The following is a 15,642-nucleotide window of genomic DNA, read 5'->3' as shown; positions in this document are numbered from 1 at the left end:
TCGGACGTGTGTACGGTCGTGCGCCGCAGCGCCGGATCGTGCTTCTCAGTGCTTCGCCGGCAGGAAACCCACCCGGTCGTACGCCTGCGCAAGCGTCTCCGCGGCGACGGCGCGCGCCTTCTCCGCGCCCTTGGCGAGGATCGAGTCGAGCGTCTCGGAGTCGTCCAGGTACTGCTGGGTGCGCTCCCGGAAGGGCGTCACGAACTCGACCATGACCTCGGCGAGGTCCGTCTTGAGCGCGCCGTACATCTTGCCCTCGTAGTCCTGCTCCAGCTCGGCGATCGACTTGCCGGTGAGCGTGGAGTAGATGGTGAGGAGGTTCGACACGCCCGGCTTGTTCTCCGCGTCGTAGCGGATCACGGTGTCGGTGTCGGTGACCGCGCTCTTGACCTTCTTGGCCGTCGCCTTCGGCTCGTCGAGCAGGTTGATCAGGCCCTTCGGCGTGGACGCCGACTTGCTCATCTTGATCGTCGGGTCCTGAAGGTCGTAGATCTTCGCCGTCTCCTTGAGGATGTACGGCGACGGGATCACGAACGTGTCGCCGAACCGGCCGTTGAAGCGCTCGGCGAGGTCGCGGGTCAGCTCGATGTGCTGGCGCTGGTCCTCGCCGACCGGCACCTCGTTGGCCTGGTACAGCAGGATGTCCGCGACCTGCAGGACCGGGTACGTGAACAGGCCGACGGAGGCCCGCTCGGCACCCTGCTTGGCGGACTTGTCCTTGAACTGGGTCATCCGGCTGGCCTCGCCGAAGCCGGTGAGGCAGTTCATGATCCAGGCGAGCTGGGCGTGCTCGGGCACATGGCTCTGCACGAAGAGGGTGCAGCGGTCGGGGTCGAGACCGGCGGCCAGCAGCTGGGCCGCGGCCAGGCGGGTGTTGGCGCGCAGATCCGCCGGGTTCTGCGGGACCGTGATCGCGTGCAGGTCGACGACCATGTAGAAGGCGTCGTGGGACTCCTGCAGGGCCACCCACTGGCGGACGGCGCCGAGGTAGTTGCCGAGGTGGAACGAGCCGGCGGTGGGCTGGATGCCGGAGAGCACGCGGGGTCGGTCAGCAGAGGCCATGTTGCCCATTCTCTCATCGGCTGGGGGCGGCATCGGCCCGTGAGGCGCAAGGAGGCTTCGGGGCGCGGGGGACCGCGGGCCGTCCGTGGTTGCCCGCCGCAGTCCCCCCGCGCCCCTCACGGGGCGTTTCAGCCCAGGTCGACTTCCGGGTACAGCGGGAAGCCGGCCACCAGGTCCGTCGCCCGCTGGGCGATCTCCTGCGCGGTCTTCTCGTCCAGGACGTGGGCCGCCTTGGACGGGGCGCCCGACTTGGTGGTGCCCGCCTCGGTGGCGCCGAGGACGCGGTCGATCAGTCCGGCGACCTCGTCCATCTCCGCGGTGCCGAGGCCACGGGTGGTCAGGGCGGGGGTGCCGATGCGAATGCCGGAGGTGTACCAGGCGCCGTTCGGGTCGGCCGGGATGGCGTTGCGGTTGGTGACGATGCCGGACTCGAGCAGGGCCGCCTCGGCCTGGCGGCCGGTGAGGCCGTAGGAGGTGGCCACGTCGATCAGGTTGAGGTGGTTGTCCGTACCGCCGGTGACCAGGGTGGCGCCGCGCTTCATCAGGCCCTCGGCGAGGGCGCGCGAGTTGTCGACGATGCGCTGGGCGTAGTCCTGGAAGGAGGGCTGACGGGCCTCGGCGAGGGCGACGGCCTTCGCGGCCATGACGTGCGGGAGCGGACCGCCGAGCACCATCGGGCAGCCGCGGTCGACCTGGTCCTTCAGGGAGTCGTCGCACAGGACCATGCCGCCGCGCGGGCCGCGCAGGGACTTGTGGGTGGTCGTGGTGACGATCTGGGCGTGCGGGACCGGGTCGAAGTCGCCGGTCAGGACCTTGCCGGCGACCAGACCGGCGAAGTGGGCCATGTCGACCATCAGGGTCGCGCCGACCTCGTCGGCGATCTCGCGCATGACGCGGAAGTTCACCAGACGGGGGTACGCCGAGTAGCCCGCGACGATGATCAGCGGCTTGAACTCGCGGGCCTGGGCACGCAGCGCCTCGTAGTCGATCAGGCCCGTGGCCGGGTCGGTGCCGTAGGAGCGCTGGTCGAACATCTTGCCGGAGATGTTCGGACGGAAGCCGTGGGTGAGGTGGCCGCCGGCGTCCAGGGACATGCCGAGCATGCGCTGGTTGCCGAAGGCCTGGCGGAGCTCAGCCCAGTCGGCCTCGGAGAGGTCGTTGACCTGGCGGGCGCCGGTCTTCTCCAGGAACGGGACCTCCACGCGGTCCGCGAGGACGGCCCAGAAGGCGACGAGGTTGGCGTCGATGCCGGAGTGCGGCTGGACGTAGGCGTGCCGGGCGCCGAAGAGCGCCTTGGCGTGCTCGGCGGCCAGGGACTCCACCGTGTCGACGTTGCGGCAGCCGGCGTAGAAGCGGCGGCCGATGGTGCCCTCGGCGTACTTGTCGCTGAACCAGTTGCCCATCGCCAGCAGGGTGGCCGGGGAGGCGTAGTTCTCGGAGGCGATCAGCTTCAGCATCTCGCGCTGGTCGGTCACCTCCTGGCCGATGGCGTCCGCGACCCGCGGCTCGACGGCACGGATCACGTCGAGGGCGGCACGGAAGGCGGTGGACTCGGTCGACAGGGACTGCTCTGGCATGGGGACCTCCGGACGGTGTGCGTACAGCGTTCACGTTCGGCCCAGGCGCACGGCACTCATTTCCGGCTCGGGCCGCTCCCCGATGGTCGGTCCCATCCCTAGCGCGCCAGTCACGGCCCGCTGATCAGCCTACCGGGCGCGCCGGAACGGGGAGGTCCCGCGTCCACCATGCGAGCGAGGATAAGAAGGGGGTGCATCCGACTCTCTGGCCCCTTGGAGTTCCCGTGAACGCTACGGAGACGCTCATCGCCGCCGCCGACACCCACAGTGCGCACAACTACCACCCGCTGCCGGTGGTCGTCGCCACCGCGGAGGGGGCCTGGATGACGGATGTCGAGGGGCGGCGCTACCTCGACCTGCTGGCCGGGTACTCGGCGCTGAACTTCGGCCACGGCCACCCCCGGCTGGTGGAGGCTGCCAAGGCACAGCTGGAGCGGGTGACGCTGACCTCGCGGGCGTTCCACCACGACCGGTTCGCCGCCTTCTGCACCGAGCTGGCCGCGCTGTGCGGCATGCAGATGGTGCTGCCGATGAACACCGGCGTCGAGGCGGTGGAGACCGCGGTGAAGACCGCCCGGAAATGGGGGTACCGGATCAAGGGGGTGCCGGCCGAGATGGCGAAGATCGTGGTCGCGAGCGGCAACTTCCACGGCCGTACGACGACGGTCATCAGCTTCTCGACCGACCCCGAGGCGCGGGCGGACTTCGGGCCGTACACACCGGGCTTCCAGATCGTGCCGTACGGCGACCTGACCGCGATGCGGGCGGCGCTCACCGAGAACACGGTCGCGGTGCTGCTCGAACCGATCCAGGGCGAGTCGGGGGTGATCGTCCCGCCGGCCGGTTATCTGCCGGCGGTGCGTGAGCTGACCCGGCAGCGGGACGTGCTGTTCATCGCGGACGAGATCCAGTCCGGGCTGGGCCGGACGGGGCGGACGTTCGCGTGCGAGCACGAGGGGGTCGTACCGGATGTGTACGTGCTGGGGAAGGCGCTGGGCGGCGGGATCGTGCCGGTGTCTGCGGTGGTGTCGAGCACCGAGGTGCTCGGGGTGTTCGGGCCGGGTGAGCACGGATCGACGTTCGGCGGGAACCCCTTGGCGTGTGCGGTGGCGCTGGAGGTGATCAGGATGCTGCGGACGGGCGAGTACCAGGCACGGGCCGCCGAGCTCGGCGATCATCTGCACCGGGAGCTGGGCGCCCTGCTCGGCACCGGCAGGGTGACGGCGGTGCGCGGGCGCGGGCTGTGGGCCGGGGTGGACATCGCGCCGGGGGCCGGGACCGCCCGGCAGGTGTCCGAGCGGCTGATGGACCGGGGTGTCCTGGTGAAGGACACCCACGGTGCGACGGTCCGGATCGCGCCGCCGTTGGTGATCGGCAAGGAGGACCTGGACTGGGGGCTCGAACAGCTGGCGGCGGTGCTGGCCGGCTAGAGGATCACGTGCGGCAGGAAGCGGGCGTACTCGTCGGTGATCAGGCCCGAGGACTCGCGCAGGCCGAGGCCGGCCGGCTCGTCCCGGACGACCCAGGCGCCGAGGACGAGGTGGTTGCCGTCGAAGGCGGGCAGCGGGGCGAGCTGCTGGTAGCAGCAGGGCTCGTCCCGGACGGCGGCCGGGGCGCCGGGCTCGTGGACGGTCACGCCCGCGCCCTCGCGGCCCAGCAGCGGCTTGGCGACATAGCCGGTCGACCCGGCCAGCTCGCGCGGGCCGTCCAGGTAGGCGGGCAGCAGGCTGGGGTGGCCGGGGTACAGCTCCCAGAGGATCGCCAGCAGGGCCTTGTTGCTCAGGAGCATCTTCCAGGCGGGTTCGATCCACAGGGTGCTGCCGGTGCCGCCGCCGTTGTCCAGGGTGTCCAGGACGTGCCCCGCGAAGGCGTCGGTGGTGAGCCACTCCCACGGATAGAGCTTGAAGACGCTGCGGATGAAGCGGAGCCCGTTGTCCACGAAGCGGCCGGAGAGGGTGTCCCAGCCGATCTCCTCCATGGAGATCCATTCGGTGGCGAGGCCGGCCTGCTCGGCGGTCTCCTTCAGGTAGGCGACCGTCATCAGGTCCTCGCCGAGTTCGTCGGCCGAGGAGTGCGCGAAGTGCAGCGGGCTGCCCGGCGGGAGCAGCGCGGCCTGCCGGCGCCAGGCGTCGACCAGACGGTCGTGCAGCGAGTTCCACTGGTCGGCGCCGGGGAAGCGTTCCTCCATCCAGAACCACTGGGGGGAGGCGGCCTCGACCAGTGAGGTCGGGGTGTCGGCGTTGTACTCCAGGAGCTTCGCCGGGCCGGTTCCGTCGTAGCGGAGGTCGAAGCGGCCGTAGACGGAGGGGAGTTCGGCGCGGCGCCGCCAGGCCTCGGCGACGGCCTCGGCGACCCGCGGGTCGGTGATGCCGAGGTCGGCGAGGCGGCCCTCGGCCACGATGTGCCCGGCGGCCGCGAGGCACATGCGGTGCAGTTCCTCGACGGTCTCCTCCAGCGCCTCGACCTCGTCCAGGGTGAAGACGTAGTAGGCGCTCTCGTCCCAGTAGGGGCGCAGCGAGCCGTCCGGGTGGCGGGTCAGAGGGTAGACGAGCCCCTGCTCCTCGACGGTCTGCTGCCAGCCGGGGCGGGGGGTGGTCGTACGGCGTTCCACGGTCCGTTTCCCCGTCAGCCGCCGGAGCTGCCGTGACCGCCGCCGAAGCCGCCGCGGTGCACGCCGCCGTACGAGCCGCCCGAGCTCGAATGCGAGCCGGAGCCCTTGCCCGGCTTGGTGAAGGAGCCGCCGCTCACCCAGGAGCCCTTCTTCTTGCCGCCGTAGTACCAGGCGCCGTCGACGAAGGCCTTGGCGGACTTGCAGTTCTTGTCGGAGACGACCTTGTAGCCCTTGGCCAGCCGGTAGCTGTCGCGGTCGACGCAGCGCTTGTCCGGGGCGGAGGAGCAGGCGGTCAGGGCGGTGGCGAGCAGCCCCATGCCACCGAGGAGAACGGTCCCCGAACGAAGGCGTCGGCGTGCGGTGTCCATGCTGGTGTCTCCCCCGTCGGTTGGCCTGTTTTCGGCGGTCAGCCTAGAGAACGGTGAGAGCGACCACCTGGGCGGGTTACCGGTTCGCCCCTCGCCTAGAGTCACTTCGTGCTCTTTGGAATGGTGTGTGCCCTGGCCGCGGCCGTCTGTTTCGGTACGGCGACGGTGTTGCAGGCGGTCGCCGCGAGGCAGGCCGGTACGGGTGGGGGCGGCGAGGCCGCGCTGTTGCTGCGGGCCTTGCGGCAGTGGCGGTACCTGGCGGGTCTTGCGCTGGACGGTCTTGGCTTCCTGTTCCAGATCGCCGCGCTGCGCTCGATTCCGATCTACGCGGTCAGCGCGGCTCTGGCGTCGAGTCTGGCGGTGACCGCGGTGGTCGCGGCGCGGCTGCTGCGGGTGCGGCTGACCGGCACGGAGTGGGGCGCGGTGGGCGTGGTCTGCGTCGGGCTCGCGATGCTGGGGCTGGCGGCCGGGCCGGAGGGGGACCGGGAGGGGTCGGACACCCTGAAGTGGGCCATGCTCGCGACGGCCGTCGGCATGCTGGTGCTCGCGCTGCTGGGCGGACGGCTGACCGGGCGCATGCGGGCGCTGGTACTGGGTCTGGGGGCGGGTTTCGGATTCGGGGTCGTGGAGGTGTCGGTCCGTCTGATCGACTCGCTGCGGCCGGCCGAGCTGCTCACCAACCCGGCGGCCTACGCCCTGCTGATCGGCGGCGGCGCCGCCTTCATTCTGCTGACCTCCGCCCTGCAGCGCGGCTCGGTGACGACGGCGACGGCCGGCCTGGTCATCGGCGAGACGATCGGCCCGGCGGCCATCGGCGTGATCTGGCTCGGCGACCGCACCAAGGAGGGCCTGACCTGGCTGGCGGCGCTGGGTTTCGCGGTGGCGGTGGCGGGGGCGCTGGCGCTGGCGCGGTTCGGCGAGGCGCCCGCCTCCGACGGTGAGACCGTGGAGGCCGTGGGTCCGCCGCGGTGACCGCCCCGGGGGCCGCGCTCCCGGACGGGCCTGGGTTCGCCGTCACGGCAACACCCTGCACAACGCCTCCAACGCCCCCGCCCACGCACTGTCCGGCGGCGTCCCGTACCCCACCACCAGCGCGTCCAGCGGCTCGGCGAGCGCCTGCTCGTGCCGGTGGAAGGCGAGCCCGTGCAGGGCAAGGCCCTGCCAGGTCGCGGCCTGGATCACCGACTGCTCGGTGCCGGGCGGCAGCCGCAGCACGGCGTGCAGACCGGCCGCGATCCCGGTGACCCGGACCTCGGGTGCGCGGTCGGCCACGGCGGCGGCGAGGGCGTCACGGCGGCGCCGGTAGCGCAGCCGGGCGGAGCGGACATGGCGGTCGTAGGAGCCGGAGGTGAGGAACTCGGCCAGCGTCAGCTGGTCCAGCACGCCGCAGGTGTCGACACGGCCCTTGGCCTCGGCCGCCTCCTGGGCCAGGGACGGTGGCAGCACCATCCAGCCGAGGCGCAGGCCGGGGGCCAGGGACTTGCTGGCCGTGCCGAGGTAGACGACCCGGTCGGGGGCGAGGCCCTGGAGGGCGCCGACGGGCTGACGGTCGTAGCGGAACTCGCCGTCGTAGTCGTCCTCCAGTACCAGCCCGCCGGTCCGCCGCGCCCACCCCACGACGGCGGTCCGCCGGTCGGGGTGCAGGGGCATGCCCATCGGGAACTGGTGGGCGGGGGTGACGAGTACCGCACCCTCGTCGCTCAACGCACCCGTGTCGGTGCCCAGTTCGTCGTAGGGCAGCGCGGGTGTCGCGAGGCCCGCGCTCCGCAGCAGCCCCCAGTGGACGTCGAGCCCGTACGACTCCACCGCGACGCTCCGCACCCCGCGCGCCCGCAGCAGAGCCCCGAGGATGCGCAGGGCGTGCGAGAAACCCGCGGTGATCATGATCGTGTCGGGGTCGGCGCGGACGCCGCGGGCGCGGGCGAGGTAGCCGGCGAGTGCGGTGCGCAGTTCGGGGCGGCCGCGCGGGTCGCCGTAGTCGAGGGCGTCGAAGGGGGCGGTGGCCAGCGCGCGGCGGGCGGCCTTGAGCCACTCGGTGCGCGGGAAGGAGGCGAGGTCGGGGCTGCCGGGGACGAGGCTGTAGGCGGGCCGGCCGGGCTCGCGGCGCCGGGGTGCGGTGTCCGCAGGCGGTACGACCACCCGCTCCGCCACCTGCGTGCCCGAGCCCTGGCGGGCGGTGAGCCAGCCCTCGGCGACCAGGTCGGCATAGGCCTCGGCGACGGTGTTGCGGGCGATGCCCAGGTCGGCGGCGAGGCTGCGGGAGGACGGCAGCCGGGTGCCGGGGGCGAGGCGGCCGGCACGGACGGCGTCCCGCAGCGCGTCGGTCAGACCGCGGCGCAGCCCGCTGGAACCGGCCGGTTCCAGGTGCAGGTCGACTCCCAGAGTGGCCCATGAATTCGCCATGTAAATGGACCATACCCCTGGGCATCCTCGCTCCTAGGGTCGAGCCATGAGCACTGCAGAGGAAACCGTCGAGTACGCCGCCGAACAGACCCCACGGCTCAGCTGGGCCAAGCACGCCCCCGAGGTCTACAAGGCGATGATCCGCCTGGACACGGCCGCGAAGCAGGGCATCGACCCCACGCTGTACGAGCTGGTGAAGATCCGCGCCTCGCAGCTCAACCACTGCGCGTTCTGCCTCGACATGCACACCAAGGACGCTCTCGCCGCCGGCGAGAGCGTGGAGCGGATCGTGCAGCTCAGCGCATGGGAGGAGTCGCGGCACTTCTACACCGGGAAGGAACTGGCGGCGCTGGAGCTGACCGAGGCGGTCACCGTGCTGACCGACGGCTTCGTGCCGGACGAGGTGTACGACCGGGCCGCCGCACACTTCGAGGAGGCGGAGCTGGCCGGGCTGATCGCCGCGATCACGGTGATCAACGCGTGGAACCGGTTCGGCGTCACCACCCGGATGACCCCGGGCCACTACCGGCCGGGGCAGTACAAGTGAGCCGTACCCAGCTGCTGGACCGCGAGGTCGGCCTGGCCATGTCGGCGCTGAGCGCGGCCGCGAAGAAGGGGCTCGGCGATCCGGTCCTCGCCGAGCTGGTCATGATCCGCGCCTCGCAGCTCAACCACTGCGCGTTCTGCCTCGACATGCACCTCCGGCTGGCCCGTGGGAACGGCGAGTCGGAGGAGCGCATCCAGCTGCTGAACGCCTGGGAGGAGGCCGAGGACCGGTACAGCGAGCGGGAGCGGGCCGCACTGGCGCTGACCGAGGCGGTCACCGTCCTGACTGGGGGAACCTCCCGGACGAAGTCTGGGGGAGGCTTCGTGCCGGACGAGGTGTACGACACCGCCGCCAAGCACTTCGACGAGGCCGAACTCGCCCACCTCGTCGGCCTGATCACCGTCATCAACGGCTGGAACCGTCTCATGGTCAGCCGCCGTGTTCCGCCAGGGGGTTACCGGCCATGAGCAAGGTGGACGTGTTCCGCACCCTGCACCGCAGGCGCGCCCAGGGCGATCCGCTGATCCTGCCCGGCCCCTGGGACGCGGCGAGCGCCCGGGTGTGTGCCGAGGCCGGGTTCCCGGCGCTGGCCACGCCGAGCGCGGGGGTGGCCGCCTCCCTCGGGTACGAGGACGGGGCGACCCCGGCCGACGAGATGTTCGCGGCGGTGGCCCGGATCGTGCGGGCGGTGGACGTGCCGGTCTCGGCGGACGTCGAGGGCGGGTACGGGCTCGCGCCGAAGGAGCTGGTCGAGCGGCTGCTGGAGGCGGGCGTCGTGGGGTGCAACCTCGAGGACTCCGACGGGGGTGTCCTCAAGGACCCGCACGAGCACGCCGAGTACCTAGCCGAGGTCCGCTCGGCCGCCGCCGACCGGCTCTTCGTCAACGCCCGCGTCGACACCTTCCTCCACGGCGACGGGGATCCCGAACGGGCCATCGAGCGGGCCGCGTCCTATGTGGCCGCGGGCGCCGACTGCGTGTATCCGATCCTCGCTCCGGCGGACGTGCTGCCCCTGTTGCGGGCCGGGATCCAGGGCCCGCTCAACATGGTGGCCCGGCTGGACGGCGAGGGCCCCTCGCCCGCCGTGCTCGGCGAACTCGGGGCCACCCGCGTCACGTTCGGACCGGGACTCCAGCGGCGCGCCACCCGGGCGCTCCGCGAGATCGCCGACGGCATCACGTAGCAGGGCGGTCAGGACAGCCACTTCTCCCACACGGAGGCGTGGCTGTCCACCCACTTCTTCGCCGCCTCCGCGGGCGAGAGCTTCTGGTCGGCGATCATCAGGGAGACCTGGTTCTGGTCCTCGGTGGTCCACCGGAACTTCTTCAGGAAGGCCGCCGCCTGCCCGCCGGACCTGGCGAAGTCCGCGTTGAGGTACTTCTGCAGCGGGGTGTGCGGGTAGGCGCAGGCGACCTTGGCCGCGTCCGCGTCGCAGCCCTCCTTGTACGGCGGCAGCTTCACCTCCGTCATGGGGACCTTCTTGAACAGCCACTGGGGCGAGTACCAGTAGGTCAGGAAGGGCTTCTTGTCCTTGGCGAACTGCTTCATCTGGGTGATCTGGGCCGCCTCGGACCCGGCGAAGACGACCTGGTAGTCCAGCTTCAGGTTGTTCACCAGGGCCTTGTCGTTGGTGACGTAGGACGGGGAGCCGTCCATCAGCTGGCCCTTGCCGCCGCTCTCCGCGGTGCGGAAGAGCGGGGCGTACTTGTTCAGGTTCTTCCAGTCGGTGATGTCCGGGTGCTGCCGGGCCAGGTACGTCGGGACGTACCAGCCGATGTGCCCGGTCACCCCGAGGTCGCCGCCACGGGCGATCGTCCTCTTGTCGGTGACGTACCGCTTCTCCTGGTCCGGGTGGCCCCAGTCCTCCAGGATGGCGTCGACCCGGCCCTGGCTGAGCGCGTCCCACGCGGGCACCTCGTCCACCTGGACGGTGTCGACGCGGTAGCCCAGCTTGTGTTCGAGGAGGTACTGGGCGACGGCCACGTTGGACTGCGCGCCCACCCAGGACTGCACGGACAGGGTGACCGTCTTCGCGCCCCGGGCGTTCGCGAACGGCGAAGCCTGCTTGGTCATGTCGGCGGCGCCGCAGCCGGTGGTCAGTCCGAGGACGGCGACGGCGACGGCGACAGGAACACCGACGGGGACAGTCGTACGGAATCGCATGTCACGCTCCCTTCTTCGCGCGGCGTTCGGTCGGCTGGGTCACCCGGTCGAGCATCAGGCCCAGGCAGACGATGGCGGCGCCGGCGACCAGGCCGGTCGCCAGGTCGCCCTGCGCGAGGCCGAAGGCGACGTCGTAGCCGAGGGCGCCACCGCCGACCAGGCCGCCGATGATGACGACGGCGAGGACCAGGACCACGCCCTGGTTGGCGGCGAGCAGCAACGACCGGCGGGCCAGCGGGAGCTGGATCTGCCACAGCTGCTGGCGGCCGGTCGCGCCGAGCGAGCGCGCCGACTCCAGTGCCGCCGGGTCGACCTGGCGCAGCCCCTGCGCGGTGATCCGGACGACGGCCGGGAGGGCGTACACGACGGCCGCGGCGACGGCGGGCGCGCGGCCTACCCCGAACAGGGCGACGACCGGGATCAGGTACACGAACTGCGGCATGGTCTGGAAGACGTCCAGGACCGGGCGCAATGCCCGTTCGACACGGTCGCTGCGGGCGGCGGCGATACCGGTGGCGAAGCCGAGGACGAGGGTGACGGCGACGGCGGCGAGCACCTGCGACAGGGTGTCGAGCGAGGGCTCCCACACCCCGAGCACGCCGATCGCGGCCATCGCCAGGACGGCGGTCAGCGCGGTGCGCCAGGTGCCGATCAGCCAGGACAGCGCGGCGACCAGGAGCAGCACGGCCCACCAGGGCAGCCACTGCAGGCCGCTGCGGACGGGGTCCAGGATCCAGGTGGTGAAGTGACCGGCCCAGTCGGCGGTGCCGCCGACCACCGGGACGCCGGAGTAGAGGTGGGCGGTCATCCAGTCGACGGCGCGGTTGACCGGTTCGGCGATGTCCAGGCTCCAGGAGCCGGGCCAGTCGAGTGCGCCGAGGAGGCGGGTGGCCAGGGCCACGGCCACGGTGACGGCCAGGGCGTACGGCCGGCCGATGGCACGGGGCCGGGGGCTGCCGTCCCCCGCGGCTCCCGCGGCGGCGGTGACGCGGTCCAGGACGACCGCCAGCAGCACGATCGGGATGCCGGCCGCGAGGGCCGCGCCCACGTCGACGGAGGCGAGGGCCTGGTAGACGCGGTCGCCGAGGCCGCCGGCGCCGATGACGGAGGCGATGACGGCCATGGACAGCGCCATCATGATCGTCTGGTTCAGGCCGAGCAGGAGTTCCTTGCGGGCCAGCGGGATCCGGGCGGTCAGCAGCCGCTGGCGGGCGGTGGCGCCGAGCGACTCCACGGCCTCCAGGACTTCGGGGTCGGCGCCGCGCAGGCCCAGCGCGGTGAGGCGGGCCATCGGCGGGGCGGCGTAGACGACGGTGGCGAGGACGGCCGCGGGGACGCCGATGCCGAAGACCAGGACGACGGGGAGGAGGTACGCGAACGCCGGGAGCACCTGCATGGTGTCCAGGACCGGGCGCAGGGCGCGGTCCAGGCGGTCGGAGAGGCCGGCGGCGAGGCCCAGCAGGGCGCCCACGGCCACGGAGGCGAGGACGGCGACCACCATCAGCGCGAGGGTCTGCATGGTGGGCACCCACATGCCGAGCGCGCCGCAGGCCAGGAACGCGACCGCCGTGCCGGTGGCCAGACGGACACCGCCGAGGCGCCAGGCCACGAGGGCGCCGAACGCGGTGACGCCTGCCCAGCCCGCGGCGAGCAGGGTGAGGTAGACGGCGCGTACGGCCAGTACGACGGCGTTGCTGATGTAGCCGAAGAAGTAGAGGAACAGGGGGTGGCTGTCACGGTTGTCGATCACCCAGTTGCTGGCGCCGGCCAGGGGCTTGGAGAGGTCGACGGTGAGCGCGTGCGGCCAGGCGTTGCTTCCCCAGTGGCTGTTGGCCAGGGGGACGAGGATTGCGGCGATCGCGGCCAGGGCGAGGAGCTTGGCCGCGGCACGGTTTCTCAGGAAGCCCGGGATCGCCGTGCCGGCGGCCGGGACGGTGAGCGTTGCCATCAGACGTCCTCCGGGCTGGTGCGGGGCGCGGGCGGGGCCGCCGGCCGGCGCTTGCCGGGCGCCGACTTCCCCGGAACGGGCGCCGCCCCGACGACACCACTGCGCACAGCCGCGTCGGCGTTGCTGCCCCCGGCCACCGCGGCATCGTCGTCCACAGCCGCGTCCGTACGACCGCCCGCCTTTTCCGCAGCGCCCCCGGCCTCGGCCGCGTCGGCACGACCGCCCGCGGCGACCGCGGCATCGGCGTCCACGACCGCGTCCGTACGAGCGGCGACCGCGGCATCGTCGTCCGCAGCCGCGTCGGGGGTGCCGTCCGCGGCCGCCGCAGTATCGGCGTCCGCGTGACCGCCGGCGGCTGCCGCGGCATCTCCGTCCGCGGTCACGCCGGCCACCACGTCCAGCAGCTGCTCGGGGCCGACGACCCCGACGCACTTGCCCTCGTCCATCACCCGGGCGGGTGCGCCCGCGCGGGCCACTGCCTCGATGGCCTCGGCGACCGGGGCCTCGGGACTGACCGCGGGGCCGGTTCCGGCCTCCTGCGGGTGGGCGGGGCGCATGGCCGTGCGGCAGGTCACGACCTGCTCACGCGGCACGTCGCGGACGAACTCGCGGACGTAGTCGTCGGCCGGGGAGGAGACGATCTCCTCCGGGGTGCCGAGCTGGACCACGCGGCCGTCGCGCATCAGGGCGATGCGGTCGCCGAGCCTGAGCGCCTCGCTGAGGTCGTGGGTGATGAAGACCATCGTGCGGCCCTCCTCGCGGTGCAGCCGGGCCACCTCGTCCTGCATGTCGCGGCGGATGAGGGGGTCCAGGGCGCTGAAGGGCTCGTCGAACAGCAGCACCTCGGGGTCGACGGCGAGCGCGCGGGCGAGACCGACGCGCTGGCGCTGGCCGCCGGAGAGCTGGCCGGGGCGGCGCTTCTCCATGCCCTCCAGGCCGACCTTGGTGACGAACTCGGCGGCCCGCTCGCGTCGTTCGGACTTTCCGACGCCCTGGATCTCCAGGCCGTAGGCCACGTTGTCCAGGACCGTGCGGTGCGGGAGCAGGCCGAAGTGCTGGAAGACCATCGCGGCGCGGTGCCGGCGCAGTTCGCGCAGGCGGGCCTTGTCCATGGCGCGCACGTCCTCGCCGTCGATGGCGATGGTGCCGGCAGTCGGCTCGATCAGCCGGGTCAGACAGCGCACCAGGGTGGACTTGCCGGAGCCGGACAGCCCCATGACGACGAAGACCTCGCCCTTGCGCACGTCGAAGGAGACGTCCCGGACGGCGGCCGTGCAGCCGGTGCGCGAGCGCAGGTCGGCGGGGGCCAGCGTGCTGAGTTCCGGGTCGGCCGGGACGCGGTCGGCCTTGGGTCCGAAGACCTTCCAGAGGCCGTCGACCGAGAACACGGGCGACTGAGTGGTCGTACTCATCACGCACCACCTCCGATCAGGTCGACGGCCCTCTCCCCGACCATGAGCACCCCGATCATCGGGTTGACGGCGGTCATGGTCGGGAAGACGGAGGCGTCGGCTATGCGGATGCCGTCGAGGCCGCGGATCCGCAGCTCGGGGTCCACCACGGCGAGTTCGTCGTCGGCGGCGCCCATCCTGCAGGTGCCTGCGGGGTGGTACACGGTGTGGGCGGCCTTGCGGGCGTACTCGCTCAGCTCGGCGTCGTCCACGATCTCCGGGCCCGGGCAGACCTCGCGCTTGAGCCAGCCGGCGAGCGGCTCGGCCTTGGCGATCTCGCGGGCGATGCGGATGCCGTCGACCAGGGTCCGGGCGTCGTAGTCGTCCTCGTCGGTGAAGTACCGGAAGTCCAGGGCCGGCTTCACGGACGGGTCGGCGCTGGTCAGGTACAGGCGGCCGCGGCTCTTCGGCTTGGGGATGTTGGGGGTCATCGAGACGCCGTACTGCGGGCGCTCGTAGCCGAGGCGTTCCGGGTTGTCCGTGAACGGGATCTGGTAGAAGTGGAACATCAGGTCCGGGCCCGCGTGTTCGGGGTCCCGGTGCACGAACAGGCCCGCGTCGGAGTCCATCGCGGAGTTCTCCGGGATCGGTCCGTGGGTCTCCCAGACGATGACCGACTCGGGGTGGTCGAGCAGGTTCTCGCCGACGCCCGGCAGGTCGAGCACGACGGGGATGCCGAGCGCCTCCAGGTCCTCGCGGGGGCCGATGCCCGAGTGCATCAGCAGGCGGGGCGAGTCGACGGCGCCCGCGCACAGCAGGACCTCGTTCCGGGCCCGGATCAGCAGCTCCTCGCCGTCCTTGGTGCGCACGTGGACGCCCTCGGCCCGGGTGCCGTTCAGCTCCAGCTTGTGCGCCCAGGTCTCCAGGAAGATGTGCAGGCCCGGACGTTCGTCCATCACCGGGTGCAGGTACGCCACCGAGGCGGAGGAGCGCTTGTTGTCCTCGGGGTGGTAGGCGAGGTCGAAGAAGCCGGCGCCCTCGGTGAACGGCTTCTTGTTGAAGCCCTCGACGAGGGGCACGTCGAGCGCCGCCCGGGCGGCGTCCACGAAGTCGCGGGCGATGGCGTTCCGGTCCTTCTCGTCCACGGTGACGATGTTGTTGAGGAGGCGGGCGTAGTAGGCCTCCATGGGGACGGCGCCCCAGCCCTTGGCGCCGGCCGCCTCCCACTCGTCCCAGTCGGACGGGAGCGGCTTGAAGGAGATCAGGGTGTTGTGGGAGGAGCAGCCGCCGAGGACGCGGGCCCGGCTGTGCCGGATGTGGGAGTTGCCGCGGGGCTGTTCGGTGGTCGGGTAGTCGTAGTCGAGGTCGCCGCCGAGCAGGCCCATCCAGCGGCGCAGGGTCAGCACGTCGTCGCGGCCGACGTCGCTGGGGCCGCCCTCGATGACGGCGACGGTGACGTCGGGGTTCTCGGTGAGGCGGGAGGCGATGACCGAGCCCGCGGTGCCGCCGCCGATGACGACGTAGTCGTAGAGGTGGGGGGTGTGGGACATGGGGTGTTACTCCAGAAGACTT

General features: G+C 72.1%; 13 protein-coding genes, 1 pseudogene and 1 riboswitch. Of the genes and pseudogenes, 5 read left to right on the top strand and 9 right to left on the bottom strand.

Going from position 1 to position 15,642, the window contains the following annotated elements; translation table 11 throughout:
• Positions 1–45: 45 nt before the first annotated feature.
• Both trpS and AC07DS_RS06085 read right to left on the bottom strand, forming a co-directional pair.
• Positions 46–1,071: a tryptophan--tRNA ligase gene (gene trpS / locus AC07DS_RS06090; RefSeq protein WP_479143091.1), complete on the bottom strand. Its 1,026-nt coding sequence runs from the start codon at positions 1,069–1,071 to the stop codon at positions 46–48.
• A gap of 119 nt (positions 1,072–1,190) precedes the next feature.
• Complete coding sequence (locus AC07DS_RS06085) at positions 1,191–2,639, bottom strand: glycine hydroxymethyltransferase (RefSeq protein ID WP_479143089.1); 1,449 nt, start codon at positions 2,637–2,639, stop codon at positions 1,191–1,193.
• A gap of 32 nt (positions 2,640–2,671) precedes the next feature.
• A riboswitch (ZMP/ZTP riboswitch) is annotated at positions 2,672–2,763 on the bottom strand.
• Between the two features lie 100 nt (positions 2,764–2,863).
• On the opposite strand from AC07DS_RS06085, the gene rocD reads away from it, so the two are divergent.
• The gene (gene rocD / locus AC07DS_RS06080; RefSeq protein ID WP_479143087.1) at positions 2,864–4,069 is read left to right on the top strand and encodes an ornithine--oxo-acid transaminase; all 1,206 of its coding nucleotides are present in this window, start codon (positions 2,864–2,866) and stop codon (positions 4,067–4,069) included.
• Here the strand turns inward: rocD and AC07DS_RS06075 are convergent.
• Together AC07DS_RS06075 and AC07DS_RS06070 are read right to left on the bottom strand one after the other, a co-directional pair.
• A complete protein-coding gene (locus AC07DS_RS06075) occupies positions 4,066–5,250 on the bottom strand; it encodes a glutathionylspermidine synthase family protein (protein ID WP_479143086.1) in 1,185 nt (394 codons plus the stop codon). The two genes, rocD and AC07DS_RS06075, sit on opposite strands and share 4 nt — an antisense overlap.
• Positions 5,251–5,264: 14 nt before the next feature.
• Positions 5,265–5,618, bottom strand: a complete 354-nt coding sequence (locus AC07DS_RS06070) for a hypothetical protein (RefSeq protein ID WP_479143084.1) — start codon at positions 5,616–5,618, stop codon at positions 5,265–5,267.
• Between the two features lie 120 nt (positions 5,619–5,738).
• Here AC07DS_RS06070 and AC07DS_RS06065 point away from each other — a divergent pair, with 120 nt between their 5' ends.
• Complete coding sequence (locus AC07DS_RS06065; protein ID WP_479143553.1) at positions 5,739–6,590, top strand: DMT family transporter; 852 nt, start codon at positions 5,739–5,741, stop codon at positions 6,588–6,590.
• A gap of 42 nt (positions 6,591–6,632) precedes the next feature.
• On the opposite strand, the gene pdxR is transcribed toward AC07DS_RS06065, so the two are convergent.
• On the bottom strand, positions 6,633–8,021 hold the full coding sequence (gene pdxR, locus AC07DS_RS06060) for a MocR-like pyridoxine biosynthesis transcription factor PdxR (protein ID WP_479143083.1): 1,389 nt from the start codon (positions 8,019–8,021) through the stop codon (positions 6,633–6,635).
• Between the two features lie 46 nt (positions 8,022–8,067).
• Between pdxR and AC07DS_RS06055 the strand changes: the two genes are divergently transcribed.
• The 3 genes from AC07DS_RS06055 to AC07DS_RS06045 are packed head-to-tail and all read left to right on the top strand — an operon-like array spanning position 8,068 to position 9,751.
• Positions 8,068–8,568, top strand: a complete 501-nt coding sequence (locus tag AC07DS_RS06055; RefSeq protein WP_479143081.1) for a carboxymuconolactone decarboxylase family protein — start codon at positions 8,068–8,070, stop codon at positions 8,566–8,568.
• A complete protein-coding gene (locus AC07DS_RS06050; RefSeq protein ID WP_479143080.1) occupies positions 8,565–9,035 on the top strand; it encodes a carboxymuconolactone decarboxylase family protein in 471 nt (156 codons plus the stop codon). The genes AC07DS_RS06055 and AC07DS_RS06050 overlap by 4 nt, the downstream gene beginning before the upstream one ends.
• On the top strand, positions 9,032–9,751 hold the full coding sequence (locus tag AC07DS_RS06045) for an isocitrate lyase/PEP mutase family protein (protein ID WP_479143079.1): 720 nt from the start codon (positions 9,032–9,034) through the stop codon (positions 9,749–9,751). The genes AC07DS_RS06050 and AC07DS_RS06045 overlap by 4 nt, the downstream gene beginning before the upstream one ends.
• A gap of 8 nt (positions 9,752–9,759) precedes the next feature.
• On the opposite strand, the gene AC07DS_RS06040 is transcribed toward AC07DS_RS06045, so the two are convergent.
• From AC07DS_RS06040 to AC07DS_RS06025, 4 genes and pseudogenes are all read right to left on the bottom strand, one after another.
• On the bottom strand, positions 9,760–10,731 hold the full coding sequence (locus tag AC07DS_RS06040) for an ABC transporter substrate-binding protein (RefSeq protein ID WP_479143077.1): 972 nt from the start codon (positions 10,729–10,731) through the stop codon (positions 9,760–9,762).
• 1 nt (position 10,732) lies between these two features.
• The gene (locus tag AC07DS_RS06035) at positions 10,733–12,679 is read right to left on the bottom strand and encodes an ABC transporter permease (RefSeq protein WP_479143075.1); all 1,947 of its coding nucleotides are present in this window, start codon (positions 12,677–12,679) and stop codon (positions 10,733–10,735) included.
• Positions 12,680–12,972: 293 nt separating this feature from the next.
• Positions 12,973–14,091: pseudogene (locus AC07DS_RS06030) on the bottom strand (quaternary amine ABC transporter ATP-binding protein); the annotation flags it as partial.
• Complete coding sequence (locus tag AC07DS_RS06025) at positions 14,091–15,620, bottom strand: GMC family oxidoreductase (RefSeq protein WP_479143073.1); 1,530 nt, start codon at positions 15,618–15,620, stop codon at positions 14,091–14,093. The gene AC07DS_RS06025 and the pseudogene AC07DS_RS06030, both read right to left, overlap by 1 nt.
• Positions 15,621–15,642: the final 22 nt, after the last annotated feature.

The sequence above is a fragment of the Streptomyces sp. NPDC044064 genome, from assembly GCF_056434245.1.
The sequence above is the reverse complement of the archived record's forward strand: the minus strand, read 5'-3'. Positions and strand labels throughout refer to the sequence as shown.